We start from the raw sequence: 24781 nt of genomic DNA on the forward strand, positions 1-24781 counted from the left end.
TAAGACTTTTTATTTAAAGATTTAAGACATTTTTTGATTTGTAATGCAAATATTTAGTAATTTCACCCTCTAATTTTAATTTAACTAAGTATGAAAAAAGCTTATCTTTGGCTCTTATTGATTTGCAGTTTTGCAACAATGAAAGCACAAACCACGTATTATTCGAAGGCTTCGGCCACGGATTTTACAGCTGTGGGCAGTTGGGGTACTGCCACAGATGGTACAGGTACCTCCCCAACCAGCATTAGCAATGCTGATAATTTTGTTATACAAAATGCTTCAGCAATGACGCTTCCCGGTAATGCTTCAGTCAGACAGCTTACCATTACTTCTGGAAGTTTAACTGTTGCAGCAAATACCCTTACGGTGAGTAAAGTGGGAACATTTGATTCAACTTTGAGTACTGTAGGTGGAACTCTGAATGTTTCAGGGGGGAATATTGTTGTAAATGGTAACTTTAATTTAGGAACGGGAGGTAAACTGAACCAAAGCGGAGGAACAATTTCAGTAGATGGAAACAATGCTGGCTCTGCAACAGGAAGTGTTGCTTCGGGTACATTTATTGTAAGTTTTGCTCCAACAGCTAACACGGATGTTAATCTTACAGGAGGAATGTTTACTATTGTTGATCCGCATTATACAACTACTTACACTTTTCAAGTAACAGCTCCTACAGCTGGAGCAATTTCAGCTACAGGAACACATACGTTTAAATTTGGCGATGGAATCTCTACAGATAATGGAGGGACGAATGGTTTTAATTTTTATGGTTGGAATGGTACAGGTATCTTTAAATTTAAAAATGTTATTTTAGAAACAGTTACTGGAGGTACAAATAGATTTCTTTTCATGAATGGTACATATTTTAATACTGTCATTAATGGAGATTTAACTATTAACTCTGGTGCAGAATTTAGAAACTCAGGTAGTAGTGCTACAACTGGAGCTAGCTATTTCTCAGGGAATATTATAAATAATGGAACCTTTACAAGTTTAGGAACTGTATTTTTTGCAGATGCCACGTCTGCTACATCTACATCCTTAACTGTTTCTCCATCAACGAATGCTCAAACTGTTTCAGGGAGTGGTGTTTTTAGAAACTTAACTACTGGTCCAACAGCTAACTTTACAAGTATAAATGTCAACAATACTTCTTCAACAGGAGTAACATTTGGTGATGCAAATTCTTTGTTAAACGGAACAAATACAGGTACTGCATCAGGAACACTAACTTTTACAAATGGTCTTGTAAACACGGGGGCTAATACATTTGTATTGGGTGTTAGCGGTACAACTGTGGGTACACTAACGTATACTGCGGGTGGTTTTGCCTCTGGCTCTACATTTAGTCGATGGTTTGGAACAACAGGATCAGGAACGACAATAGCTGCAGCAACTATACCTACAGCAGGTGCAGGTACTTATCCTTTTGTGACAGGAAGTGCAGGTTTTTACAATGCTAATCATTTTCATAGAGCTACAGCAGCCCTAACTACGGCGGGGCAAATGGCAGTTAAGTTTAACGGTGTTACCGGTACTTCTGCAATAGCCCCTCTAACTGAAGGTTCATTAACCTATGATAGACAAACGAACGCTAATTGGGTAGTAACTACTTCTGCGGGATATACTTCCTCTGCTACTCATGCTTTTGCAGTTCAGGGTCAGGGAACTTATACGGCTGTTAGTGCAAATGTTGCAATATTAAACAATGGAGCGTTGGTAGGAACTGCTCAGGCAGGTACAAACCAGCCTATGGGACAAAGAACTGCAGTACCTGTTGCAAATATAGCAGCTACTTATACATTAGCTTCGATTGCATCAGAAGCTCCTATAGAATCGGCTCAATCTGGTCCTTGGGAAAGTACAAGTACATGGGTAGGAGGAGTAGTGCCAAGTTGTGCAAATGCATCTATTTTATCAGGTCATACGGTAACTGTAAGTGCTGCAACAACAGCAACGCCTAACAATATTATTATTAATACAGGAGGTACTTTATCTGCAACAGGAGGATCTCTTACGGTAGGTTGTACTAATAAAAATAATTATATTAATAACAACGGTACGTTATCGGTATCTGGAGGAAACTTAGTAGTAAATGGTAACATTAATAATGTATCAGGTTCTACTTTTGCTCAAACGGGTGGAAATATTAATGTTGATGGAAACGATGCAGGAGCTACAGCAACAAGTGTAGCTTCGGGTACAAACATAGTGAATATAGCTACTGGAAATGTAACACTTACTGGTGGAACTATGACTTTGGTAGATCCTCACGCAGCTAATAGTACGACTTCATACGCATTCTCCTATTCTGGTGGAACTGCCATTGATAATACGGTAGGCTGGACTTTAAAGTTTGGTGACGGATCTTCTGCCGATGCAGGAGGAACTACTGCAACTGCTTCAGCTGCGGGAGGGTTTATTTGGAACAATGCAGGAAGCAAAATATATTTTGACAATGTAATAATAGATGGAGCTTCAGGTACAAATAGATATGTATCAAATTCTTCCACAACGATTGGTATTAATACATTAACTATTAATGCAAATGGAGAATTTAGAATGCCAACATCCGGAATAAGTATTGCAGGTAATTTTACCAATAATGGTACATTTACACATACTGCTTCCACGTTGAATTTCCAAAATTTCAAAAATGCAACTGCTTCAGCTTCTACTACACCTCAGACTGTTTCAGGATCTGGTGTATTTAGAAATAATATTGTTACAGCAAGTTCTACTGCCAATTTTACTTCAGTGGCAATTAATAATAGTTCTTCAACTGGTGTTACTTTTGCCAATGCAAACTCATTATTGAGCGGGGCAAATACAGGAACGGTTTCAGGAACTTTAACGATGACAACAGGTTTTGTAAATACAGGTGCTAATACTTTTGTTTTAGGTATTTCAGCTGCTTCCAACGGAACTTTATCTTATGCTGCAGGTGGTTTTGCTACAGGTAGTACTTTTGCAAGATGGTGGCCGACAACAACAGGTGGAGCGACTATTGCTGCAAGTACAACGCCATCAGGAGCGGGAACAGGAGTTTATCCTTTTGCTACAGGAACATCAACAGCTTTTGTTGCAAGAAATCTTTACTTGAACCAAACAACAGCCGCGACTACTGGTGGTAAAATAGCCGTTCAGTATAATGATGTTGCAGGAACAAATGTTGTAAGCATTGTAGACGGAGCTTACACTGTAGATACACAAGCAAAATCTAATTGGGTTGTTTCTCAATCAGGGATTACAGGAACATCTGCTTATAGTATGGCTATAAACGGACAAAGTATTTATGGTGCTGCTAATGGAAATAGTAGAATAACTTTAGCATCAGCTCCAGCTTTAGGAACACACCAAACAGGAACAACGTATGTAAATGCACAAAGAACAGCTGTCCCATTAGCTAATTTGGGTAATACTTACTATTTAGGTATTGCAGCTTCGGATATTCCTTTTGTATCTGTAGTAAATGGCGATTGGGGTTCTGGTGCTACTTGGAACAAAGGAACAGTACCTGCTTGTACGGATATAGTTCAAATTGCAACGGGCACTACAGTAACCGTAAACTCAGCAGGAAGTGTTTCTAAAAATGTTACTATAAATACAGGAGGAACATTGGTAAATGCTTCTGGAGATCTAACAGTAGGTTGTACATTGAATAATAATTTCCTTACAAATAACGGGACATTGACTGTTTCTGGTGGTATTTTGAACATTAATGGAAACTTATTAAATAATTCAACTTCTACATTCAACCAGTCTGGTGGAGATATTAATATTGATGGTAATGCTGCTGGTGTAGCTGCAAATAGTGTGGCTACTGGAACTACTATAGCAAGATTTAATAGTAATTTAGTGAATTTAACAGGAGGTAATTTAACTATAGTTGATCCTCACGTTGGAACTTCAACTTCTGATTATTCATTAGGTTTCAACAATGCTTCTTATGCAAATGCAACTGTAGCGCATACGCTTAAAATTGGAAATGGTATATCTACAGATGTAACAACCAATACGGGAGGTTTCATTCTTGATCCTTATTTGTCTTCTGCAAGATTAAATTTTGGAAATATAATAGTGAATGGAGCATCTGCTACAGGAAATAGATTTATAACATTACCGGAAGGAATAGGTATGTTGGGTGATTTAACCATTAATGCTAATTCTGAGATTAGATTTACAGGATTGTATCTTAATACTATAGGTGGTAATCTAATTAATAATGGAATTTTGGTTTCTAATGTAGTGAATCTAGCTTTAGCTAAGCCAAATGCGACTTCTGTTGCCATAGATCCTAATCCAAATGCACAAAGCATTTCTGGAACGGGTGTATTTAGTAATGCAGTTGCTAGTCCTTCAGCTAATTTAGCAAACCTTATAGTTAATAATTCGAATGCAATAGGGGTAACTTTAAATGTGCCTATTTCGGTAAGCGGTACATTAACTTTAACCCAAGGTTTTGTAAATACCACAAATACTAATTTATTGACATTAGGAACGGCAACGGCAGCAGGTACATTATCTGGAGGTAGTGCAACTGCTTATGTAAAAGGTCCTTTTGCGAGAACAATTGCAAATGCAAATGCTGCTACTAGTTATATATTATATCCTGTAGGTAAAACGGCGTATGCTCCAATTTCATTGGCACCAGCAACTACTGCGATAGCTAATATGAAAGCAGAGGCATTTGATACTAACTCAGGAACAACATCTACTACGATCCAAAATTTATCTGCGACAAGAAGATGGGAAGCGCCTTTAGTATCTGGTACGTTCTCAACAATTAATGTAAGATTAGGAGATAATGCAATTACAAATGTTAATTTCCCGGTAATTGCACCAACTGCAAGTGGAATGTATGATAGTTTATTTGGTACTACGGGTACTTATGCCGCTGGTACACCAAATACTACACAGTCTACTACAGCATTGGCAACTGCTAATTATACAGGTTTTCTATCTTATGCAGAAATAGCTGCTGTACTTGGTACGAGCGAAACGGTATCTACTAAAGGAATAAAAGTATATCCAAACCCATTTGCTGATGTATTAAATATTTCAGATGTGAAAGATGTAAAATCAATTTCAATTGTTGATATCGCGGGAAGATTAGTAAAAACTATAGAAAAACCAAGTTCAACACTTCATTTAGGAGAATTGAACTCAGGTATGTACATAATTATTTTAAATATGAATGACGGTTCTAAGCAAACAGTCAAAGCAATTAAAAAATAATCAATTTTAACCTTTAATTAGAATAGCGGCCAATTTTGGTCGCTATTTTTTTTGTTATGTTATGAATAGTTAATTTTTTTAAGCAAGCTTTTATTAAGTATTAAAATCAGGAATAAATCCTCTAATATTGATAAATTTTTAAATTATTGATTATTAATTTCTTGCGTTTTTATATTTAATTATTATTTTTTCAATAAAAAGTGAATTTTCATGTGTTTTTTTTAAATAAAATTGATTTAAAGCCTGTTTGATTCTTTGTATTTGTGATATTTTAGGATTTTTATGAAAATTGATTTGTAAATTTATAACCCTAATTTTATTTAACTAACAATGAAAAAACTTTTACTAGCGTGTATGATGGCTCTCGGAATAGGAGCATCAGCGCAAATTTCTTACACCTACGGGTGGGATTCTTCCGGCTTAGGCTCTTGGACGACAACTGGTTCTGGGACTTTCAGCAGAAGTACTACAACACCTTGTAACGGAGCAGGAAGTGTAAGGGCAAATAATTATTATGCCGCATCTTCTTACCTTGTTTCACCAGCACTTACAGGAACCAACGGAGGCGATCTTACGGTTGGTTTTTCTTATAAAGTCACGCAGTATTCTGCTAATACAACAGGAGCGGCTTCTGCAGATTTTGGAGTGATTAATTTGCAATGGTCAACCTCTGCTTCCGGTCCTTGGACGAATGCCTATACAATCGACAGCAGCACCCATGTTGTTTCTGCATCTTGTGCTACTAAAACAGCTACTATTTCCGGTTTGCCTGCATCTGGGAATGTTTATCTTAGATTAGAAGCCAAATCTGGATTATCTACTTCAGATAACTATGTTTATTTTGATGATGTAACTGTTTCTCAGGGTGCAGCGCCTTCATGTCTGCCGCCTTCAGTTCCTACAGCATCAAATATTACTTTAGCTTCAGCTGATGTTTCTTGGATGGCACCAACTTCGGTACCGGGTTCAGGATATGAATATTACTTATCAACATCTAATACAAGCCCGACTTCAGCAACGCCCGCAACGGGAACTTCTGCTGCGACAACTAAAAGCTTAAGCGGTTTAACGGGGAATACTTTATATTATATTTGGGTAAGATCTGTTTGTTCTACAACAGATAAAAGTGCTTGGTCTCAAGCAGGAAGCTTTGTTACAGGATATTGTTTACCAACAGGAGGAACAGGTTCTACTTCTTATTATCTGAAAACCATTAGCACAACCGGAGCTCTTACCAATTTGTCGTATTCGGCAAATTCTTATTTAGCTTATGTGAATAATTCTGCAACTACTTTCTCAAGTTATCCGGGAGGTACATTTAATTATTCTCTGGCAAACTCTAACTCATCGACATGTTATTTCTATATCTGGGTAGATTGGAATAACGATTTAGATTTTGAAGATGCAGGAGAAGCTATATTGGCAACAACTACTTATTCTGCAACAAATTCGGGAACAATTACAATTCCTGCTGGTCAGGCTTTAGGTTCTTACAGAGTAAGAATTGGTGAGTCGGAATCTGGAGCGATTACAAGCTGTGGTCCTTCTGCATATGGAAATTATGTAGATTATACACTTAGTATAGTTGCAGCTCCTACCTGTATAGCTCCTTCCGCAGGTACAATTGCTAATATTACAACAAGTGGAGCAGATGTTTCATGGACGGCACCTGCAACAGCACCTGCAAATGGTTATGATCTTTATTACAGTACAAGCAGCACGGCGCCTACTTCTACAAGTACTCCTAATTATGCAAATATTAGCGGAACTACTAAAACATTGTCGGGGCTTACATCATCTACATCATATTATGTTTGGATAAGATCAAGCTGTACAGCTACTGATAAAAGTGCTTGGGCAGGTCCATACCTGTTCTCAACAAGTATTACAAATGATAATTGTGGTTCTCCGGTGCCTTTAACAATAGGAGCTTCATTTGCTTCAAATGCAATCGTCGCTACAAATATTGGTTCTACGATAGACGAAACACCGTTGTCTTGCCAGACAAATGCTAACAATAATGTTTGGTATTCGGTGGTTGTTCCGCCTTCAGGAAACCTTACTATTGAAACTAAAGCTGTTGCAGGTTCTACATATACGGATTCGGTTATTAACGCGTTTTCGGGAAGTTGTGGTGCATTAACAGGAGTAGGTTGTGACGATGATAGCGGAGATGATGCTTTTTCTAAATTAGTTTTAACAGGGCAAACTCCGGGAGCTACATTATTAGTAAGTGTTTGGAGATGGAGTAATAGCAGTGTATTTGATGGTCAATTCCAAGTTTCTGCTTATGACTCAAGTCTTTTAGCAACAAACGAAGTAAAAGATGCTAAAAATAATATCAAAGTTTATCCAAACCCATTCTCGGATGTTATTACTATTTCTGATATTAAAAATGTTAAAAATGTTTTCGTATCTGATATTTCAGGAAGATTGGTGAAAACAATAGCAAATCCTTCTTCATCTCTTCAGTTAGGAGAGCTTAAACAGGGAATGTATCTATTAACTTTAGAAATGAAAGACGGTTCTAAGCAAACGATAAAAACAATCAAAAAGTAATTTTTAATACCTATTATAGATAATTATAGCGGCTAATTTATTAGTCGCTATTTTTTTTATTAAAAAATAAATTATTAATGCTCATATTTAATTTTTATTACTAATTTAGTAACTCAATCAGCAAAATATATTAGTTTATGACAAAATTTCTACTCTCATGCTTATTATTCATAAGCATGGCTCTTTCTGCTCAAATAAATTTGGGTACAGGAAGCACAGATGTTGGAGCGGCTCCAATTAGTACGTATTACGGATATTCGTATGTGCAACAGATTTTTACAAAACAGGAAATCAATGCCAATGCCGCAGGAAACATTACCGGACTCAAATTCTACATCGATCCGGCTATGTCTATCGCAAACTCTTCACAGTGGGTCGTATATCTCGGACTTACCACAAAAACATCATTCACAACAGATTCAGACTGGGTTCCTCTTGCACAGTTAACGCAGGTTTTTTCGGGAACTGTCACCAATGCCAACGGAGTAATCGAGGTTACTTTTGCAACCCCTTTTCCTTATGACAATACGTCTAATTTAGTAGTTGCCGCAGAAGAAAACTCGGCAGGTTATGATGATAATGACTACGATGAAGCGATGTATGTGTATTCTGGGGCGCAAAATTCTAGCCTTTATTACAAAAATGACTATACAGATCCGGATCCTGCATCACCACCACCAACGGATGGGAATTTAGTGAATTACAAATCGGTAATTACTATTGAAGGTCTTGCGCCCAACCCTATTCCTGCTTGTCCGTTGATTACATATCCAAGTAATAATGCGACATTTGTTCCTTTAACTTCAACACTTAACTGGAACAATTCTTCTGGCGCTACAGGTTATAAAGTTTCCATAGGAACCACTTCCGGTGGAACGGATGTAGCCAATCAGGTAGCCGTCACTACAAATAGTTTTACCCCTTCAACACCATTTGCTCCGGGCGTAATCCTTTATCTTAAAGTAATAGCAGTCGGTCCCGGAGGTGAATCTGCAGGATGTACCGAAATAATGTTTACAACCGCACCGCCGCCGCCAACAAACGATGAATGCGCAACAGCAACGGGCTTAACAGTAAACCCCGATCTGAATTGCGGAACCGTAACTTCAGGATACACCATCGGAGCTACAGATTCAGGAACAGTTCCGGATCCTTGTTATGGAAATCCGGATGATGATGTCTGGTTTAAGTTTGTGGCAACAGCAACGACTCATAAAATTTCTCTGTTAAATATACAGGCTGTAGGAACTTATACCGGTGATACGGATACTTACTTCCAGGTTTTCAGTGGTGGATGTGGAGCGTTATCAAGTGTTCTGTGTTCAGATCCTGAATCTAGTTTAGTAACAGGTCTTACAGTAGGAGAAACTTATTGGATAAGAGTATATAGCTATAATGACATAGGAAGCCATCAGAGTTTTGATATCTGTGTAGGAACATTACCGCCGCCGCCTGCAAATGACGAATGTTTCGGTGCATTGGCTGCAACGGTTATTCCATATACTTATGTGCAAAATGACGGTGGAGGAGCTACCAATAACGCAGGAATGATTACCTCTTGCAGCGATGAAATGAACGACGGAACATGGTTCAGCTTTATAGGAGACGGTGATACATTTAATATCACGGTAACAATGCCTGCAGGAAGCGATTTTGATCCTCAGATAGGAGTTTACAGCGGACTTTGCTCTAGTTTATCATGTGAAAATACAGTTGATAACGCAGGACAAGGACAAACTGAAACCATTTCTATTCCTACACTTTCAGGAAATACGTATTATGTAAACGTTGGTAATTACAGTGGATGGTCTGATGAACTGGAAGGAACATTCACCATTAATATCAACAAAAATACGTTAGGAACTGCTGATGTTAAAGCCAATAAAAACAATATCAAGCTATATCCGAATCCTTTCACGGATGTATTGAATATTTCAGATGCAACCAATGTAAAATCGGTTTCTGTTTCTGATGTTTCCGGAAGATTGGTAAGAGTGATCGATAATCCTGGTTCTACGCTTCATTTAGGAGAATTAAAACAAGGCATGTATTTAATGAGTCTTACCATGAAAGATGGTTCTAAACAGACGATTAAGACCATTAAAAAATAATTTATATTATTAAAACATTAGAGACGATCAGTTTTTGGTCGTCTCTTTTTTTTGAAGGTAGTTTAAATGTAATTCAAACGTTTTAAAATTATATGGAATAAAAATATAATCTTTGCGTCAAAAATAATAGTGAATTCCATTTGAAAGAAGCCTAAGTCTTTCGATACAAAACTTTTATTCTCAAGAAAACAGAAAAACTATATTTCAAACGGGATTACAAAAATTTGTAATGTGAATTGTAAACAGGCTCTAAAAGCAAAAAGACGGTAAAATTTACCGTCTTTCTTATTGCAAAGTTTTAATTTTATTTGTTTGGAACAGGTTGTAGGTCTCCCGTAGTCATATGTTCAAAAACAGTCGGGAAAAACATGGCGAGGATAAAATAGATGATAATCATTAATACAACTAAAGCAAAAAGTATAATGACTAAACTGTTCGGCTTATTTTTCTTTTGTGGTTCCATGATATTGTGGTATTTGGTTAATAGATTACATTACTATTTACTACTAAGCTAATTTCTTGCCACATTGTTTACAAAACCTTGCATCGTCATCAATATCCTCATTTCCGCAGCGTTCGCAGATCTTTTCTAGGTTTTGTCTTTTGTTTCTCATTTCGGCAGTTACAATTCCCGTAGGAACAGCAATAATAGAATAACCGGCCAACATTAAAATAACAGCAAAGAATTTCCCCATCGGTGTAATCGGGGAAACATCACCATAACCCACCGTTGTCACCGTGACAACCGCCCAGTAAATTGCCTGCGGAATGGTTTCAAATCCCTTTCTTCCGCCTTCTACCATAAACATCAGCGAACCGACGATCACAGAGAAAATAATTAAAAATAAAAGGAAAATATAGATCTTTCTCGAACTGTTTTTTAAAGCTCTTACAATGACAGTACCATCATTCATAAAATCCAGAAGATTAAAAACCCTGAAAACTCTTAACATTCTCAGCATTCTGAAGATCAGGAAATATTTTGTCACCGGAAAAATAAAGCTCAGGAAAAAAGGAACAAGCGCCAAAAAATCAATAATTCCGAAAAAACTGAAAATGTAATGCTTTTTATTTTTAATAACAGCAATTCTCGACCCGTATTCTGCTGTAAAAAATAAGGAAATTACCCATTCTGAAATAATGAAAGTATAATGAAATCTTTTGTCTAGTTTAGGCACACTTTCCATCATGATGATAAAAGTGCTGATGAGAATTAAGGATAATAAAACAATATCGAACAGCTTTCCGAGCTTGGTGTCGGATCTGTAAATGATTCGGTAAAGATGTCTTTTCCAGAGCGAGTCTCCCGGAACAAGGTTGTGCTCTTTTTCCATTTTTAATGTTTTTCTAAAATTAATAAATTATCCCTACTTTCGTGACAAACATACAGAATAAAATGACAATAAGTAAAGTAATTGCAAAAATAGAAGAGCGTATTCCGTTGCAGCAGGCAGAAGATTTTGATAATGTAGGATTGTTGTGCGGAGTTCCTTCGCGAGATGTTTCGGGGATTCTTGTATGTCACGATGCTCTGGAAAACGTTGTAGATGAAGCGATTGCTAAAAATTGTAATTTGATCGTATGTTTTCATCCGATTATTTTTTCAGGGTTAAAATCTTTAACAGGAAAAAATTATGTGGAAAGAGCAGTTTTAAAAGCAATTGAAAATAAAATTGCCATTTACGCGATTCATACCGCTTTTGATAATGACTTTTTTGGAGTAAATCAGGGAATTTGTAATCAATTAGGATTAAAAAATTTAAAAATTCTTCAGCCTAAAAAAAATAATTTAAAACAGTTAACGGTTTTTGTACCGAAAGAATATTCTGAAAAGGTAAAAGAAGCACTTTTCAATGCAGGAGCAGGAAATATTGGCTTTTACGACGAATGCAGCTTTACCGTTAACGGAAACGGAACTTTCAGACCGATTGAAGGTTCAAATCCTTTTTCAGGACAACAACATATCAGAGAAAATGCCGATGAAGATATGATTTCCGTTATTTTTGAAGATTATAAACAGGGACAAATTGTAAATGCCATGAAAACCGCACATCCTTATGAAGAAGTCGCGCATCAGATTTACAGTCTGGATAATACAAATCATCATACAGGATTGGGAATGTACGGCGATTTTGAAGAACCGATGGAGGAAATAGATTTTCTGAAATTTGTGAAAGAAAAATTCAATCTGGAAATGATAAGACATTCTGATTTTAATGGTAAAAAAATTAAAAGAGTAGGCGTTTTGGGAGGCTCCGGTGCAAGCGGAATACGATCTGCAATCTCCAAAAAATGTGATGCTTACCTTACGGGAGACGTCAAATATCACGATTTTTTCTTGGCAGAATCTAAAATGCTGATTTGTGATATAGGGCATTTTGAATCAGAACAATTTGTGACTCAACAATTATTTGAAATTTTGTCACAAAAATTTAGTACATTTGCAATCTCAAAATCTATTGAGAAAACAAACCCGGTAAATTATTTCATTTAAAATATGGCAAAAACCAACGATATTTCAGTTGAAGAGAAGTTAAGAGCTTTATACGATTTGCAGATCATTGATTCTAGATTGGACGAAATCCGAAATACAAGAGGAGAGTTGCCAATCGAAGTAGAGGATCTTGAGATTGAAATCGAAGGTCTTGAAAAGAGAGCTGAAAAGTTCCATGCAGATATCAAAGATCAGGACGATCAGATTAAAACGAAGCATGAAGTAATCAACCATGCAAAAGGTTTAATTGAAAAATACAAATCTCAGCAAGATAGTGTAAGAAACAATAAAGAGTTTGAAGCATTAAGCAAAGAGATTGAATATCAGGAACTTGAAATTCAACTTTCTGATAAGAGAATCAAAGAATTCGGTGCTAAAATTGCTCACAAAAATGAGACTTTAGATGAGTTGAACACAAAAATCAGCGATCTTAAGAACCACCTGAAATTCAAAAAAGAAGAATTAGAAGATCTTGTTTCTGAAACTAAAAAAGAAGAAGAATATTTATTAGAGAAATCTAAAGAATATTCTGCTAAAATCGACGAAAGATTATTAGGTTCTTACAACAGAATCAGAACAAACTCTCCAAACGGTCTTGCAGTAGTAGGATTGGAAAGAGGAGCTCCAAAAGGATCTTTCTTCACAATTCCGCCTCAAAAGCAAATGGAAATTGCTCAGAGAAAGAAAATTATTATCGATGAGCATTCAGGGAAAATCCTTGTTGACGACGAGTTGGTAATGGAAGAAAACGAAAGAATGAATTCTGTGATTAAATTCTAATTTAATTACGATTTTAAAATATAAAAGCTGTTTCAATTTTGAAGCAGCTTTTTTTTGTGCTTTATTGAATGGTAATTTAAACACAAATAAGCACGAATATTTTCACGAATGGAAACAAATATTTTTTCACAAATTGGATGAATGTTTTTACACAGAAGACATTAATATTTTCGCACAAATAACACAAATTTTGTCACATCAATAGGAGCGGGCTTCAGCCCGTTTAATAATTATAAACAAAGAAAAAGGCTTTAGCCAAAACATAAAATAACCATCCACTTGAATCTCAGCAATGCAAAATTCCAATAGATTCTTCACTTCATTTCGTTTCATTCTGAATGACAAAAACGACGTTTTACAATTTGTGTTATTTGTGAAAAAATATTCGTGCACATTTGTGTTTAAATTAATTTTAAAAACAAAAAAACCGCTTCAACAGAAGCGGTTATATTTTATTCATGATGCTCATACATCGTATTGTAGAGATCGATAAACTTCTCTTTAATGGCTTTTCTTTTAAGCTTTAAAGTTGGGGTTAACAATCCTGCATCGATGCTCCAGACTTCCGGTGTCAATTCAATTTTCTTGATTTGTTCCCAGTTTCCAAGATGTTCGTTGATGTCATCAATTTCTTTTTTAATTCTGTCTTTTAATTCTGCGCTTTTTGCAATTTCCTGTGGAGTTGAACCGATATTTAAATTGTTTCTCATTGCCCAGCTTTTTGCAAACTCAAAATCCGGTTGTACCAATGCAGTCGGCATTTTTTCGCCGTCACCTACAACCATAATCTGCTCGATAAATTTTGAAGCTTTTGCTAAATTTTCAATCGTTTGAGGCGCAATATATTTTCCTCCGGAAGTTTTGAACATTTCTTTTTTACGATCTGTGATTTGCAAAAATCCATCCGTATCAATATGTCCGATGTCTCCGGTTTCTGAAATATCCGTCGTTGGTAAAAGCTTCTTTTGTCATTTCGTCATTTTTGAAATAACCTTTGAAAATAGAAGGTCCTTTTACCGTAATTTCGCCATCTTCCTGAATTTTCACCTGTAAATTGTCTAGCGGTAAACCAACGGTTCCGATTTTCATCTTCCCAAAAGCATTCACAGAAATTACCGGTGAAGTTTCCGTTAATCCGTAACCTTCTAAAACTGGAATTCCCGCGTTTTGGAACATTAAATTTAATCTTGTAGACAAAGCAGCAGAACCCGAAACTAAAGTGATAATTTCGCCTCCTAAGCCTTCTCTCCACTTTTTAAATACCAATTTATCGGCAATAATTTCCTTTAATCCAGAAGGTTTTGAAACGGTTTTCTTTTTAGAAATTAAATCTAATGCCCAAAAGAATATTTTTTGTTTTAAACCCCCTGCAGATGAACCTGTAGCATAAATTTTATCATACACTTTTTCAACCAGTCGAGGGACAACGCTCATGTAATGTGGCTTCACTTCTTTTACGTTTTCACCCATTTTATCAATGCTTTCCGCGAAATAGATCGAAAAACCATTATATTGGAAAAGGTAAAAAAGCATTCTTTCAAAAATATGACAGATAGGAAGGAAGCTCAGTACTCTTGTATCTTTATAATCAAGGCTTTTCTTCCTCGGAATTCTTGGAATTGAGCCCAGAATATTAGAGACAATATTATGATGCGTCAACATTACCCCTTTTGGTTTTCCGGTGGTTCCGGAGGTGTAAATAATCGTTGCTAAATCTTCAGAATTAATGGCGTTCGAAAGATCTTCCACTTCAATTTGGGTAGAATCGTCTTCTCCAAGATCAAGAATTTCTTTCCAGTTGGGAGCGCCGCTGATATTGTCGAAAGTAAAAATTCCCTGTAATGAAGGGATATTATGTTTTACTTTTACCACTTTATTCAAAAGATCTTTATCGGAGACAAAACAGTATTTAATTTCGGCATTCGTGAAGATAAATTCGTAGTCTTCGGGAGAAATATTGGGATAAACAGGTACCGAAACCACACCGATCTGGGAAAGACCAAGATCCATAATTGCCCATTCTGTACGGGAATTGGTAGTAATCAAAGCAATTTTATCACCCGGCTTTATTCCAAGTTTTAAAAGACCTCTTGAAATCTTATTGGCTTCATTGATAAACTCTTGCGTTGAAGTTTTTTTCCATTCACCATGGTATTTTGTCACAAACATATCCGATTTGGGATATGTTTCTAAAGCGTGGTGAGGTATATCAAATAATCTTTTGATTGTCATGATTTTTATAGTAATTGTTAAAGGAATTTAAATATAAGCATTTTTTTTAATTATGGAAATTAGAAGTGATTAATTAGAAATTAATAAAATGTGTGCCATAATATATTTAATAATTCAAAGTTATTTTATATATAATGAATATTTAAAAATTGGGTTAATTGCTTGATTTACTCCTAATTGATGAATCTATTTTCAGATATGCTCAAAAAGTGTAAATTAGCGACCATCTAATTATTCAATTTTTATGGACTTTAATTTATCAGAAGAACAGCTGATGATTCAGCAGGCAGCAAGGGATTTTGCACAAAACGAGCTATTACCGGAGGTTATCGAAAGAGACCGCGACCAGAAATTCCCTACTGAGCAAGTAAAGAAAATGGGAGAAATGGGACTTTTGGGAATGATGGTAGACCCGAAATACGGTGGTGCAGGAATGGATAGTATTTCTTACGTCTTGGCAATGGAAGAGATTGCAAAGGTTGATGCTTCTGCCGCTGTTGTTATGTCTGTAAATAATTCATTGGTATGTGCAGGACTTGAAAAATTCGCTTCCGAAGAGCAAAAAGTGAAATATCTTACACCTCTTGCAAGCGGACAGGTAATCGGAGCTTTTGCTTTGTCTGAGCCTGAAGCAGGTTTCTGATGCCACTTCTCAGAAAACGACAGCAGAAGATAAGGGAGACTATTATCTTTTAAACGGTATCAAAAACTGGATCACAAACGGGGGTACTGCATCTTACTACATCGTAATTGCACAAACCGATCCTGAGAAAAAGCATAAAGGAATCAACGCATTTATCGTTGAAAGAGGTTGGGAAGGTTTTGAAATCGGACCAAAAGAAGACAAATTGGGAATCAGAGGAAGTGATACGCATTCTTTGATGTTCAATAACGTAAAAGTACCGAAAGAAAACAGAATCGGTGAAGACGGTTTCGGATTCAATTTTGCGATGGCAGTATTAAACGGAGGGAGAATCGGTATCGCTTCTCAGGCATTGGGTATTGCTTCAGGAGCTTACGAATTGGCTTTGAAATATGCTAAAACAAGAAAAGCTTTCAAAACAGAAATTATTCATCACCAAGCGATCGCTTTCAAATTGGCAGATATGGCAACTCAGATCACGGCTGCAAGAATGCTTTGTTATAAAGCGGCTGTTGAAAAAGATGCCGGAAAAGATATTTCTGAAATCGGAGCTATGGCAAAATTATATTCTTCGCAAGTTGCAATGGATACTACCATTGAAGCAGTACAAATCCACGGTGGATACGGATATGTGAAAGAATATCATGTAGAAAGAATGATGAGAGATGCAAAAATCACTCAGATCTATGAAGGAACTTCTGAAATTCAGAGGATCGTAATCTCAAGAAGCATTGCAAAGTAATTGCTTAATTATAATGAAATAGTAAAAGGCTTCCAATTTGGGAGCCTTTTTACTTTCACACGAACCACAAAATATTAATAATATGTTTGTCTTACTTTTTAGATTGAATTTTTTAGTAAGAGTTAAATCTTCATTTAATAATTAAGTAAATTTATAAATAAGAATTTTTTGGAAAACAGAAATTAGATTAAAATAATATTAAAATAAAAAATCCATCACTTGGATGGATTTGAAAATTTAGTTAGAATCGTTGTTTGTTGTATTTTTACCTCTTCTTTTATAAAAGTAATACCCAACACCAAGAATTAGAAATAATGGCCACAGCGGAAGGATAAACAGTAAAATAGAGGTGATAACTTCCCAACCTGAAGAAATTGCGGCGAAAGATTTGTCACCAAAGGTTTTTGGTTCGTTATTTTCCGAATAACCGTCTGCTTTTCCGTACAATGTAATGTCGACTTCACACATGGTGTTTTGCATAATATCCTGCCCGGAAAGCTCAATACTTTTATTTTCCACTTTTCCAAGATTGTAGCTTAGATCTTCCATCAAATAATCAAATTTTTGAATCGGAACTCTTACTTTTAAATACGCTATTTTCTTTTCGTCGTTATTTAACGAAATATTTTCACTTCTGATAAAACCGTCATATTTCGAAACTTCTTGTTTTACAATTTCTTTTGCGGTTTCGGCATCATCAACGGTTAGTTCTAGAATTCCGGTTTTTACTAATTTATTTTTCGGAACATTCAGTTCGTAATTTTCTTTCTTTGGCTTGTCTTTATAAACGATTTTTGTTTCCTTAATGACTTTTGGAGCCGGAACATTCACCACTATTTTTTCTTCTCTTTTAGCCGAATCTTTTTTCGTTTCAAGCTTAACCGATGATATTTTTTCAGATAAAGAATCGACGATTTTTGAAGTATTTGCGATTTTATCTTTTACGTCATTTCCTGTCTTTTCAAATTCTTTAATTTTTACATTGGCAGAATCAAGAGCTGCACTTGCTTTATCATTTACGTCATTTATTTTTTCAGAGGCAACGGAAACTGCGCTGTCTGCTGCATTTGCAGCGTTTTCCAATTTAGATCCTGCAGCTTCTCCTTTTTTACACATGATGAACGTGCTTGATACAGCAACGAGTAAGATGAACTTTTTCATAATATTAATTTTTTTCGTTGAAGTAAAATTAGGAGTGAAATTTTTGTAACGATTGTAAATGGATAATTTATTAGATGTAAATTATTAAGATGTTGTTTTTTAATGTTTTGTAAAATGGATTTGGAGTGTTTTACAAAGAATTTTCAGAATGATAAAATATATTAAATGTTTATTTGAATCTAACTTCTTTATTATTTTAAATCTTTTTTGTTGGAAAATCGCAAAGACGTAAAGTATTCTATTAATTTAATTGCGCCTTTTGCGATTTTCCAACGATTAAATTCAAAACAAACAAAAAAAATCCGCAGAAAAACTCCCACGGATTAATATATTTAAAGCTAATTATTTCTAAATCTAATTAAGCATTCTGAAATTCACTAATAAAATGCAGTTTCACATTCGGGAATTTCTCCTGTGTCATGTGAATTGTAAATGATGAATCTGCCAAGAAAACCAATTGATTGTATTTGTCTCTTGCCAAAAATCTCTGCTTTAATCTTGCAAATTCTTTGTATTCATCAGACTTTTCATCGGCTTCAACCCAACAAGCTTTGTGCATGGAAAGTGGTTCGTATGTACATTTTGCACCATATTCATGCTCCAGACGATATTGGATAACTTCATATTGAAGCGCACCAACAGTTTCCGATGATTTTTCTGTTGTTCATTTCAAGCGTAAATAACTGAGCAACACCTTCATCCATCAACTGATCGATTCCTTTTGCCAATTGTTTTGCCTTTAACGGATCGTTATTGTTAATATATCTGAAATGTTCCGGAGAGAAGCTAGGAACGCCTTTAAAGCTTAGTTTTTCACCGCCAGTTAATGTATCACCAATTCTGAAACTTCCCGTGTCATGAAGACCTACAATATCTCCCGGAAAACTTTCGTCCACCACTTCTTTTTTATCTGCGAAAAATGCGTTTGGAGAAGAGAATTTCATTTTCTTACCTTCTCTTACCAACAGATAATTTTCGTTTCTTTTGAAAACTCCTGAAACAATTTTCACGAAAGCCAAACGGTCTCTGTGTTTCGGATCCATATTCGCGTGGATTTTGAAAACAAATCCTGTAAAAGTAGTTTCTTCAGGCTTTACCAAACGGGTATCGCTTTCTTTTGGCTGCGGCATTGGAGCAATATCGATGAAGGCATTCAGTAATTCACGAACTCCAAAATTATTTAAAGCTGAACCAAAGAAAACAGGCTGTAAATCACCTTTCATATAATCTTCACGATTAAATTCAGGATAAACCGATTGAACGAGATCAAGCTCTTCTCTTAAGTTTTTTGCAGCTTTTTCACCGATAACTTCATCGATGGAAGGATCATTAATATCATCAAACTTAATCGCTTCACCTACTTTCTGCTTTTTCTCTTCTAAAAATAACTGAATATTGTCTTCCCAGATATTGTAAATTCCCTGAAAATCTGCTCCCATACCGATTGGCAAAGAAAGCGGACAAACCGTTAATCCTAATTTCTGCTCAACTTCATCCAATAGATCGAAAGCATCTTTACCTTCACGGTCAAGCTTATTAATGAAAACCAACATCGGGATGTTTCTCATTCTACAAACCTGTACCAATTTTTCAGTCTGTTCCTCGACCCCTTTTGCAACATCGATGACAACGATTACAGAGTCAACTGCCGTTAAAGTTCTGTACGTATCTTCTGCAAAATCTTTGTGACCCGGAGTATCCAGAATATTGATTTTGTGGTCTCTGTATTCAAAAGCCAACACGGAAGTCGCCACAGAGATCCCTCTCTGACGTTCAATTTCCATGAAATCGGAGGTTGCTCCTTTTTTTATTTTATTAGATTTTACCGCACCCGCTTCCTGAATTGCCCCTCCGAAAAGTAGCAACTTCTCAGTAAGAGTGGTTTTTCCGGCATCGGGGTGAGAGATAATTCCGAAGGTTTTTCTTTTCTCTATTTCTTTGATTAAGTCTGACATATCGTATATTGAAGTTGCAAAAATCGTGAATTTTGTCGAATCCTGAAAATTTGATTTTTAAAGTTTTATTTAAACACAAATAACACTAATTATTAACACAATTAAATTTGTGGAAATTTGTGAAAACATTTGTGTGATTAGTGTTTTATTTTAAACTTGATTTTCGTTTTAGCAAAAAAGCCAATCCCAGTCCCACAAAAACCAGTGCCGCACTGAAAGGGAAAATATATTTCATTCCGCAAATATCGGCTACAGCGCCAATTAATGGTCCTGCAACACCAAGAGAAAGATCGATGAAAAGTCCATAACCTGCCAATGCAGAACCCTGACTGGAAGGGGAAACACTTTTAATGGCAACCACTCCCAATGCAGGAAAAATTAATGAAAATCCTAAACCGGTAACTCCCGCGCCAAGAAGTGCCATTTGTGAAGTGGTAGCAAAAGCAATAATTAAAAGTCCGATGGTTTCTACCAAAAGACAGGCAATCGCTACTTTTATTCCGCCATAATTATTGATGACATTACTGAAAACCAATCTTCCGGCAACAAATAATCCTCCGAAAACACTTAAACATAACGCGCCATTATTCCAGTGAAAATAATTATAATACAAAGTAATAAAGGTGGAAATACAGGCAAAACCAAGTCCTCCCAAAGCAAGACAAATTCCGAAAGGAGCAACTTTTCCCAAGACTTTCCAGAAAGACTGAGAATCTTGAGGATTGGTATTGGTTTTATTTTCTTTGGTTTTAGCATAAAGAAATCCCAAAATTCCCAAAATGATGGAAAGAATTCCAATGCCATACAAACTGAATTTTTGTTCGATGATAATTCCCAGAGAAGCTCCGATTGCTAATGCTCCGTAACAGGCTACACCATTATAAGAAATGATTTTTGCAGTATGTTTTTCACCAAGAGCCATAATCGCCCAGTTGATAGGACTTGCGCCGATCATTCCCTCTGCACAACCTGTGAGTAAACGTGTAACCACAAGAAATGAAAGACTGAGAAATGGGGAGAATTTAAAATAATAAGCGATAATTAAAAAAATACCTGTCAAAGAAAAGCTTATCATACTGAATAAAACAGCGGGTTTCGGACCTTTTCCATCAATTATTTTTCCGGAATATGCCCTCAGAAAAAATGTGGAAACATATTGTAAGCTGATTACCAATCCGGCAACCACCAACCCAAAACCTAAACTTTTATTGATAAAAATCGGAAGAACAGACAGAGACAATCCTATGATGAAATATCCTACGAAAGTAAAAGATACATAACTAATCAAGGATAAATTCACATTCTCTGACCGATTTACTAAACTATCCATGTTGAAAAAAATTAAGCTGCAAAGATACTCCAGAAAAATATCTTATCAGAATAATCCGGCTACTAAAAAGGTAATATTTATCATTCAAAATACCAATAATCATGTATCGTTCCATAAAATCAGTATCTTTGTTTTCTTAATTTTTTACATAAAAAACATGGTAAACAGCAGATATCCTCAGTTTAAATTCACATGGATCGGAGGTCTTGTTTTATTGGCGGGATTATTTGTAGGGATGATGTTTGTATCTTTTCTTATCACATTTTCCAAGATTATTTTTGAACAAAATATAGCACTGAAAGATTGGTTTCTGATGTTGTCTAATGCCATTGTATTCCTTTCTGCGATTGCGGCTTTTGATTTCATTATCGTGAGAAGGACAACGGGTAAAAAACTTAATTTTAATTTTTCCCCCACGAATTTCAATACCTATCTGTTAGTTTTTCCTTTAATGCTCGGAATGATGTTTATTTCTGAGTTTATTACTGCACAAATTCCTACAACAGGACCTGTTTTTGGTGATTTGTATGAATATTTTAATGATTTAATGGCGCAATTAACGGATGATCCTATCATCATGATTATCACAGCGGTAATTATGGCGCCTATTTTTGAGGAAACTATTTTCAGGGGAATTATCCAGAAAGGATTGATGAATAATGGAGTAGAACCTTGGAAAGCAATTGTTTTTTCATCCATTGTTTTCGGATTGGTGCATGGAAATCCTTGGCAGTTTGTCGGTGCCGTTTTGTTGGGCTGTGTTTTAGGATTGGTGTATTACAAAACAAAATCTTTACTGCTTCCGATGTTGCTGCATGGTTTTAACAATTTGTGCTCGACATTATTGGTAACGTATACTAAAAACGAAAGCTTCGCAGACGCTTTCAAAATCCCGGAATGGACTTTATTATTAATAGGAATAATAATATTTTCTTTATTCTATTACCTGTTTGTGAAGAAAAATAAAATACATTATTTAGAAATTTAATTAAACACAAAACTCACAAATATTTTCACAAATTAACACTAATCCCATTTGTGATTATTTGTGAAAAATTAGTGTTATTAGTGTTTAGATAGAATAAAATTTAAAAATGAAATTGGATATGGAATTATTGGTGGCAACCCACAACGTACATAAAAAAGAAGAAATTCAGCAGATTTTAGGAAGCGAATTTGTTGTAAAAAGTCTTACTGATTATGAGATTCATGAAGAAATTGTAGAAGATGGAGATTCTTTCAACGCAAATGCTTTAATTAAGGCTAAATATTGCTTCGAAAAAACAGGAATCCCTAGTTTGGGCGATGACAGCGGTTTGGTGGTAGAATCTTTGGACGGAAGACCCGGAATTTTTTCTGCACGTTATGCAGGAGATCACGATTTTACAAAAAATATCGAAAAAGTGTTGAGCGAAATGGAAGGTGTAGAAAACAGAAAAGCTTATTTCATCACCGTTTTATGTTATTACGACGAAAACGGAGCGCAATATTTTGACGGAAGAGTTCACGGAAATTTATTGACAGAAAATAAAGGTTTCAAAGGTTTCGGTTATGATCCGATCTTCGTTCCTGAAGGGTATGAAAAGACTTTTGCCGAAATGAATCCTGAAGATAAAAACAAAATAAGTCACAGAAAACAGGCGTTGGATTTGTTTTTAGATTTTTTAAAAGTGAAAGAATGATGTAAATTAAGACTGAAATTTAGATAAATGAAGTCTGAAAAGTGGCATCAACTTAAAATTTTTAAGAGTCACTTTCCACATAATTTTAATCTAGTCTAAACCTTAGTCTTAACCTAAATCCGTACATTTGTCTTTATAATAAACTATTGATTTGAGTACTTATTTAACGATATTAGGTTTTAACTCAGCGATTCCTACGATCAATTCTTCTCCGACTGCACAGTTTTTAGAAATAGAAGAGAGATCTTTTCTGATCGATTGTGGAGAAGGAACTCAGGTTCAGTTGAGAAAAGCAAAAGCAAAATTTTCAAGGATAAATCATATTTTTATTTCGCATCTTCATGGGGATCATTGTTTTGGTTTACCGGGGCTCATTGCGTCTTTCAGATTGTTGGGTAGAGATACTCCGCTTCATGTTTACGGCCCGAAAGGGATTAAAAATATGCTGGAAACGATCTTTAAAATTACCGAAACGCATCGTGGTTTTGAGGTGGTTTATCATGAACTGGATAAAAATTATTCCGAAAAAATTTACGAAGATAATAGAGTAGAAGTGTATACGATTCCTTTGGATCACAGGATTTACTGCAACGGTTATTTATTTAAAGAAAAACCGAAAGACAGAAACCTGAATATGAAGGAAATTGCAAAATACAGCGAGATAGAAAGTTGTGATTATCATAATATTAAGGCAGGGAAAGATTTTGTTTTAAGTGACGGATATGTTCTTAAAAATGAGATTCTTACTCTTGATCCGGTTCCTCCTATTTCGTATGCATTTTGCAGTGATACAAGATATTTGGAAAGCGTAATTCCTATTATTAAAAATGTAACAGTTTTATATCATGAATCGACATTTTTACATGATCTGAAGGAAATGGCTGATTATACAGGTCATACAACGGCTTTGGAAGCGGCGACAATTGCCCAGAAAGCTCAAGTCGGGAAGCTTATTCTGGGACATTTTTCCAATAGATATGGGGATTTAACGGTGTTTACAGACGAAGCAAGAACGATTTTTCCGAATTCATATTTACCGAAGGCTCTAGAGCCAGTGAAAATTTAAAAAAAAATGAAGTTGAAATTTGAAGAATTAAAAATCTTCTTAGATGAAAAGGCCGATCAATACAATCATCCGGAGTTTATAGAAAATGATCCGCTGCAGATTCCGCATCGTTTTTCTATGAGACAGGATATTGAAATTGTGGGTTTTTTGACTGCGACAATTTCGTGGGGAAACAGAAAGGCAATCGTAAAATCGGCAGAGAAAATGCTCGATATTATGGGGAATTCTCCTTATGATTTTGTGTTGAATTATTCTGAAAAAGATCTAAAGGAAATTCAGGATAAAAGTATTCACAGAACCTTTAACGGAGAAGATTTTACCTATTTTATTAAACAGTTTAACAGAATTTATAAAGAAAATGAAAGTCTGGAAAATTTGTTTCAAGTAAATGATTCGGAAACTAATTTTTCTCATGCGATCGAACGATTCAGAAGTCAGTTTTTAGGCACTGAAAAGCACAGAACTCACAAACATGTAAGCTCGCCTTACAAGAATTCTTCTACGAAAAGAATTATCATGTTTCTTCGCTGGATGGTACGTAAAGACAAGCGTGGCGTAGATTTTGGGATTTGGGAAAACATAGATCAGAAGCATCTTTCGATTCCGTTGGATGTGCATACAGGAAATATTTCAAGAAAACTGGGATTGATTTCAAGAACTCAAAATGACTGGAAAACGGTGGAAGAACTCGATCTTGTTATTCGGAAATTTGATGAAAAAGATCCTGCAAAATACGATTTTGCCCTGTTTGGATTGGGAGTGACGAAAGAATTATTATAAAAAAAACA

Annotated in this window: 13 protein-coding genes and 3 pseudogenes; 10 read left to right on the top strand and 6 right to left on the bottom strand. The window is 35.6% G+C overall.

Annotated features, from left to right (window positions below):
* Nucleotides 1-90 precede the first annotated feature (90 nt).
* The 3 genes from J3D55_RS08680 (at nt 91) to J3D55_RS08690 (ending at nt 9908) form a co-directional block, all read left to right on the top strand.
* Nucleotides 91-5238 carry a T9SS type A sorting domain-containing protein gene (locus tag J3D55_RS08680; protein ID WP_259130408.1) on the top strand — a complete coding sequence of 1716 codons (5148 nt, stop codon included), beginning with the start codon at nt 91-93 and terminating at the stop codon, nt 5236-5238.
* A gap of 330 nt (nt 5239-5568) precedes the next feature.
* A complete protein-coding gene (locus J3D55_RS08685; RefSeq protein WP_259130409.1) occupies nt 5569-7797 on the top strand; it encodes a GEVED domain-containing protein in 2229 nt (742 codons plus the stop codon).
* Nucleotides 7798-7934: 137 nt separating this feature from the next.
* Nucleotides 7935-9908, top strand: coding sequence for a T9SS type A sorting domain-containing protein (locus J3D55_RS08690; RefSeq protein WP_259130411.1), 1974 nt, complete (start codon nt 7935-7937; stop codon nt 9906-9908).
* Between the two features lie 304 nt (nt 9909-10212).
* Here the strand turns inward: J3D55_RS08690 and J3D55_RS08695 are convergent, their stop codons facing one another.
* Nucleotides 10213-10371 carry a hypothetical protein gene (locus J3D55_RS08695; RefSeq protein ID WP_259130413.1) on the bottom strand — a complete coding sequence of 53 codons (159 nt, stop codon included), beginning with the start codon at nt 10369-10371 and terminating at the stop codon, nt 10213-10215.
* 43 nt (nt 10372-10414) lie between these two features.
* Nucleotides 10415-11242 carry an ion transporter gene (locus J3D55_RS08700; protein WP_259130414.1) on the bottom strand — a complete coding sequence of 276 codons (828 nt, stop codon included), beginning with the start codon at nt 11240-11242 and terminating at the stop codon, nt 10415-10417.
* 62 nt (nt 11243-11304) lie between these two features.
* Between J3D55_RS08700 and J3D55_RS08705 the strand changes: the two genes are divergently transcribed.
* The gene (locus J3D55_RS08705; protein ID WP_259130415.1) at nt 11305-12402 is read left to right on the top strand and encodes a Nif3-like dinuclear metal center hexameric protein; all 1098 of its coding nucleotides are present in this window, start codon (nt 11305-11307) and stop codon (nt 12400-12402) included.
* A gap of 3 nt (nt 12403-12405) precedes the next feature.
* The gene (locus J3D55_RS08710) at nt 12406-13182 is read left to right on the top strand and encodes a zinc ribbon domain-containing protein (protein WP_259130418.1); all 777 of its coding nucleotides are present in this window, start codon (nt 12406-12408) and stop codon (nt 13180-13182) included.
* A gap of 452 nt (nt 13183-13634) precedes the next feature.
* Here the strand turns inward: J3D55_RS08710 and J3D55_RS08720 are convergent.
* Nucleotides 13635-15414, bottom strand: a pseudogene (locus tag J3D55_RS08720) (AMP-dependent synthetase/ligase).
* Between the two features lie 244 nt (nt 15415-15658).
* On the opposite strand from J3D55_RS08720, the pseudogene J3D55_RS08725 reads away from it, so the two are divergent.
* A pseudogene (locus J3D55_RS08725) lies at nt 15659-16799 on the top strand (acyl-CoA dehydrogenase).
* Between the two features lie 237 nt (nt 16800-17036).
* On the opposite strand, the gene J3D55_RS08730 reads toward J3D55_RS08725, so the two are convergent.
* From J3D55_RS08730 to J3D55_RS08740, 3 genes and pseudogenes are all read right to left on the bottom strand, one after another.
* The gene (locus tag J3D55_RS08730) at nt 17037-17960 is read right to left on the bottom strand and encodes a DUF4349 domain-containing protein (RefSeq protein WP_259130422.1); all 924 of its coding nucleotides are present in this window, start codon (nt 17958-17960) and stop codon (nt 17037-17039) included.
* Nucleotides 17961-18318: 358 nt separating this feature from the next.
* Nucleotides 18319-19915 (bottom strand): annotated as a pseudogene (locus J3D55_RS08735) (peptide chain release factor 3).
* Between the two features lie 145 nt (nt 19916-20060).
* Nucleotides 20061-21245: an MFS transporter gene (locus tag J3D55_RS08740; protein ID WP_259130424.1), complete on the bottom strand. Its 1185-nt coding sequence runs from the start codon at nt 21243-21245 to the stop codon at nt 20061-20063.
* 157 nt (nt 21246-21402) lie between these two features.
* Here J3D55_RS08740 and J3D55_RS08745 point away from each other — a divergent pair, with 157 nt between their 5' ends.
* From J3D55_RS08745 to J3D55_RS08760, 4 genes are all read left to right on the top strand, one after another.
* Nucleotides 21403-22233, top strand: a complete 831-nt coding sequence (locus tag J3D55_RS08745; protein WP_259130425.1) for a CPBP family intramembrane glutamic endopeptidase — start codon at nt 21403-21405, stop codon at nt 22231-22233.
* 106 nt (nt 22234-22339) lie between these two features.
* Nucleotides 22340-22927 carry an RdgB/HAM1 family non-canonical purine NTP pyrophosphatase gene (gene rdgB, locus J3D55_RS08750; RefSeq protein ID WP_374759472.1) on the top strand — a complete coding sequence of 196 codons (588 nt, stop codon included), beginning with the start codon at nt 22340-22342 and terminating at the stop codon, nt 22925-22927.
* Nucleotides 22928-23078: 151 nt separating this feature from the next.
* Nucleotides 23079-23993, top strand: coding sequence for a ribonuclease Z (locus J3D55_RS08755; protein ID WP_259130427.1), 915 nt, complete (start codon nt 23079-23081; stop codon nt 23991-23993).
* A 6-nt stretch (nt 23994-23999) separates the two neighbouring features.
* Nucleotides 24000-24773: a TIGR02757 family protein gene (locus J3D55_RS08760; protein ID WP_374759473.1), complete on the top strand. Its 774-nt coding sequence runs from the start codon at nt 24000-24002 to the stop codon at nt 24771-24773.
* The last annotated feature ends 8 nt before the right edge of the window (nt 24774-24781 follow it).

The organism is Chryseobacterium ginsenosidimutans, assembly GCF_024807225.1.
GTDB classification, from domain to species: Bacteria; Bacteroidota; Bacteroidia; order Flavobacteriales; family Weeksellaceae; genus Chryseobacterium; species Chryseobacterium ginsenosidimutans.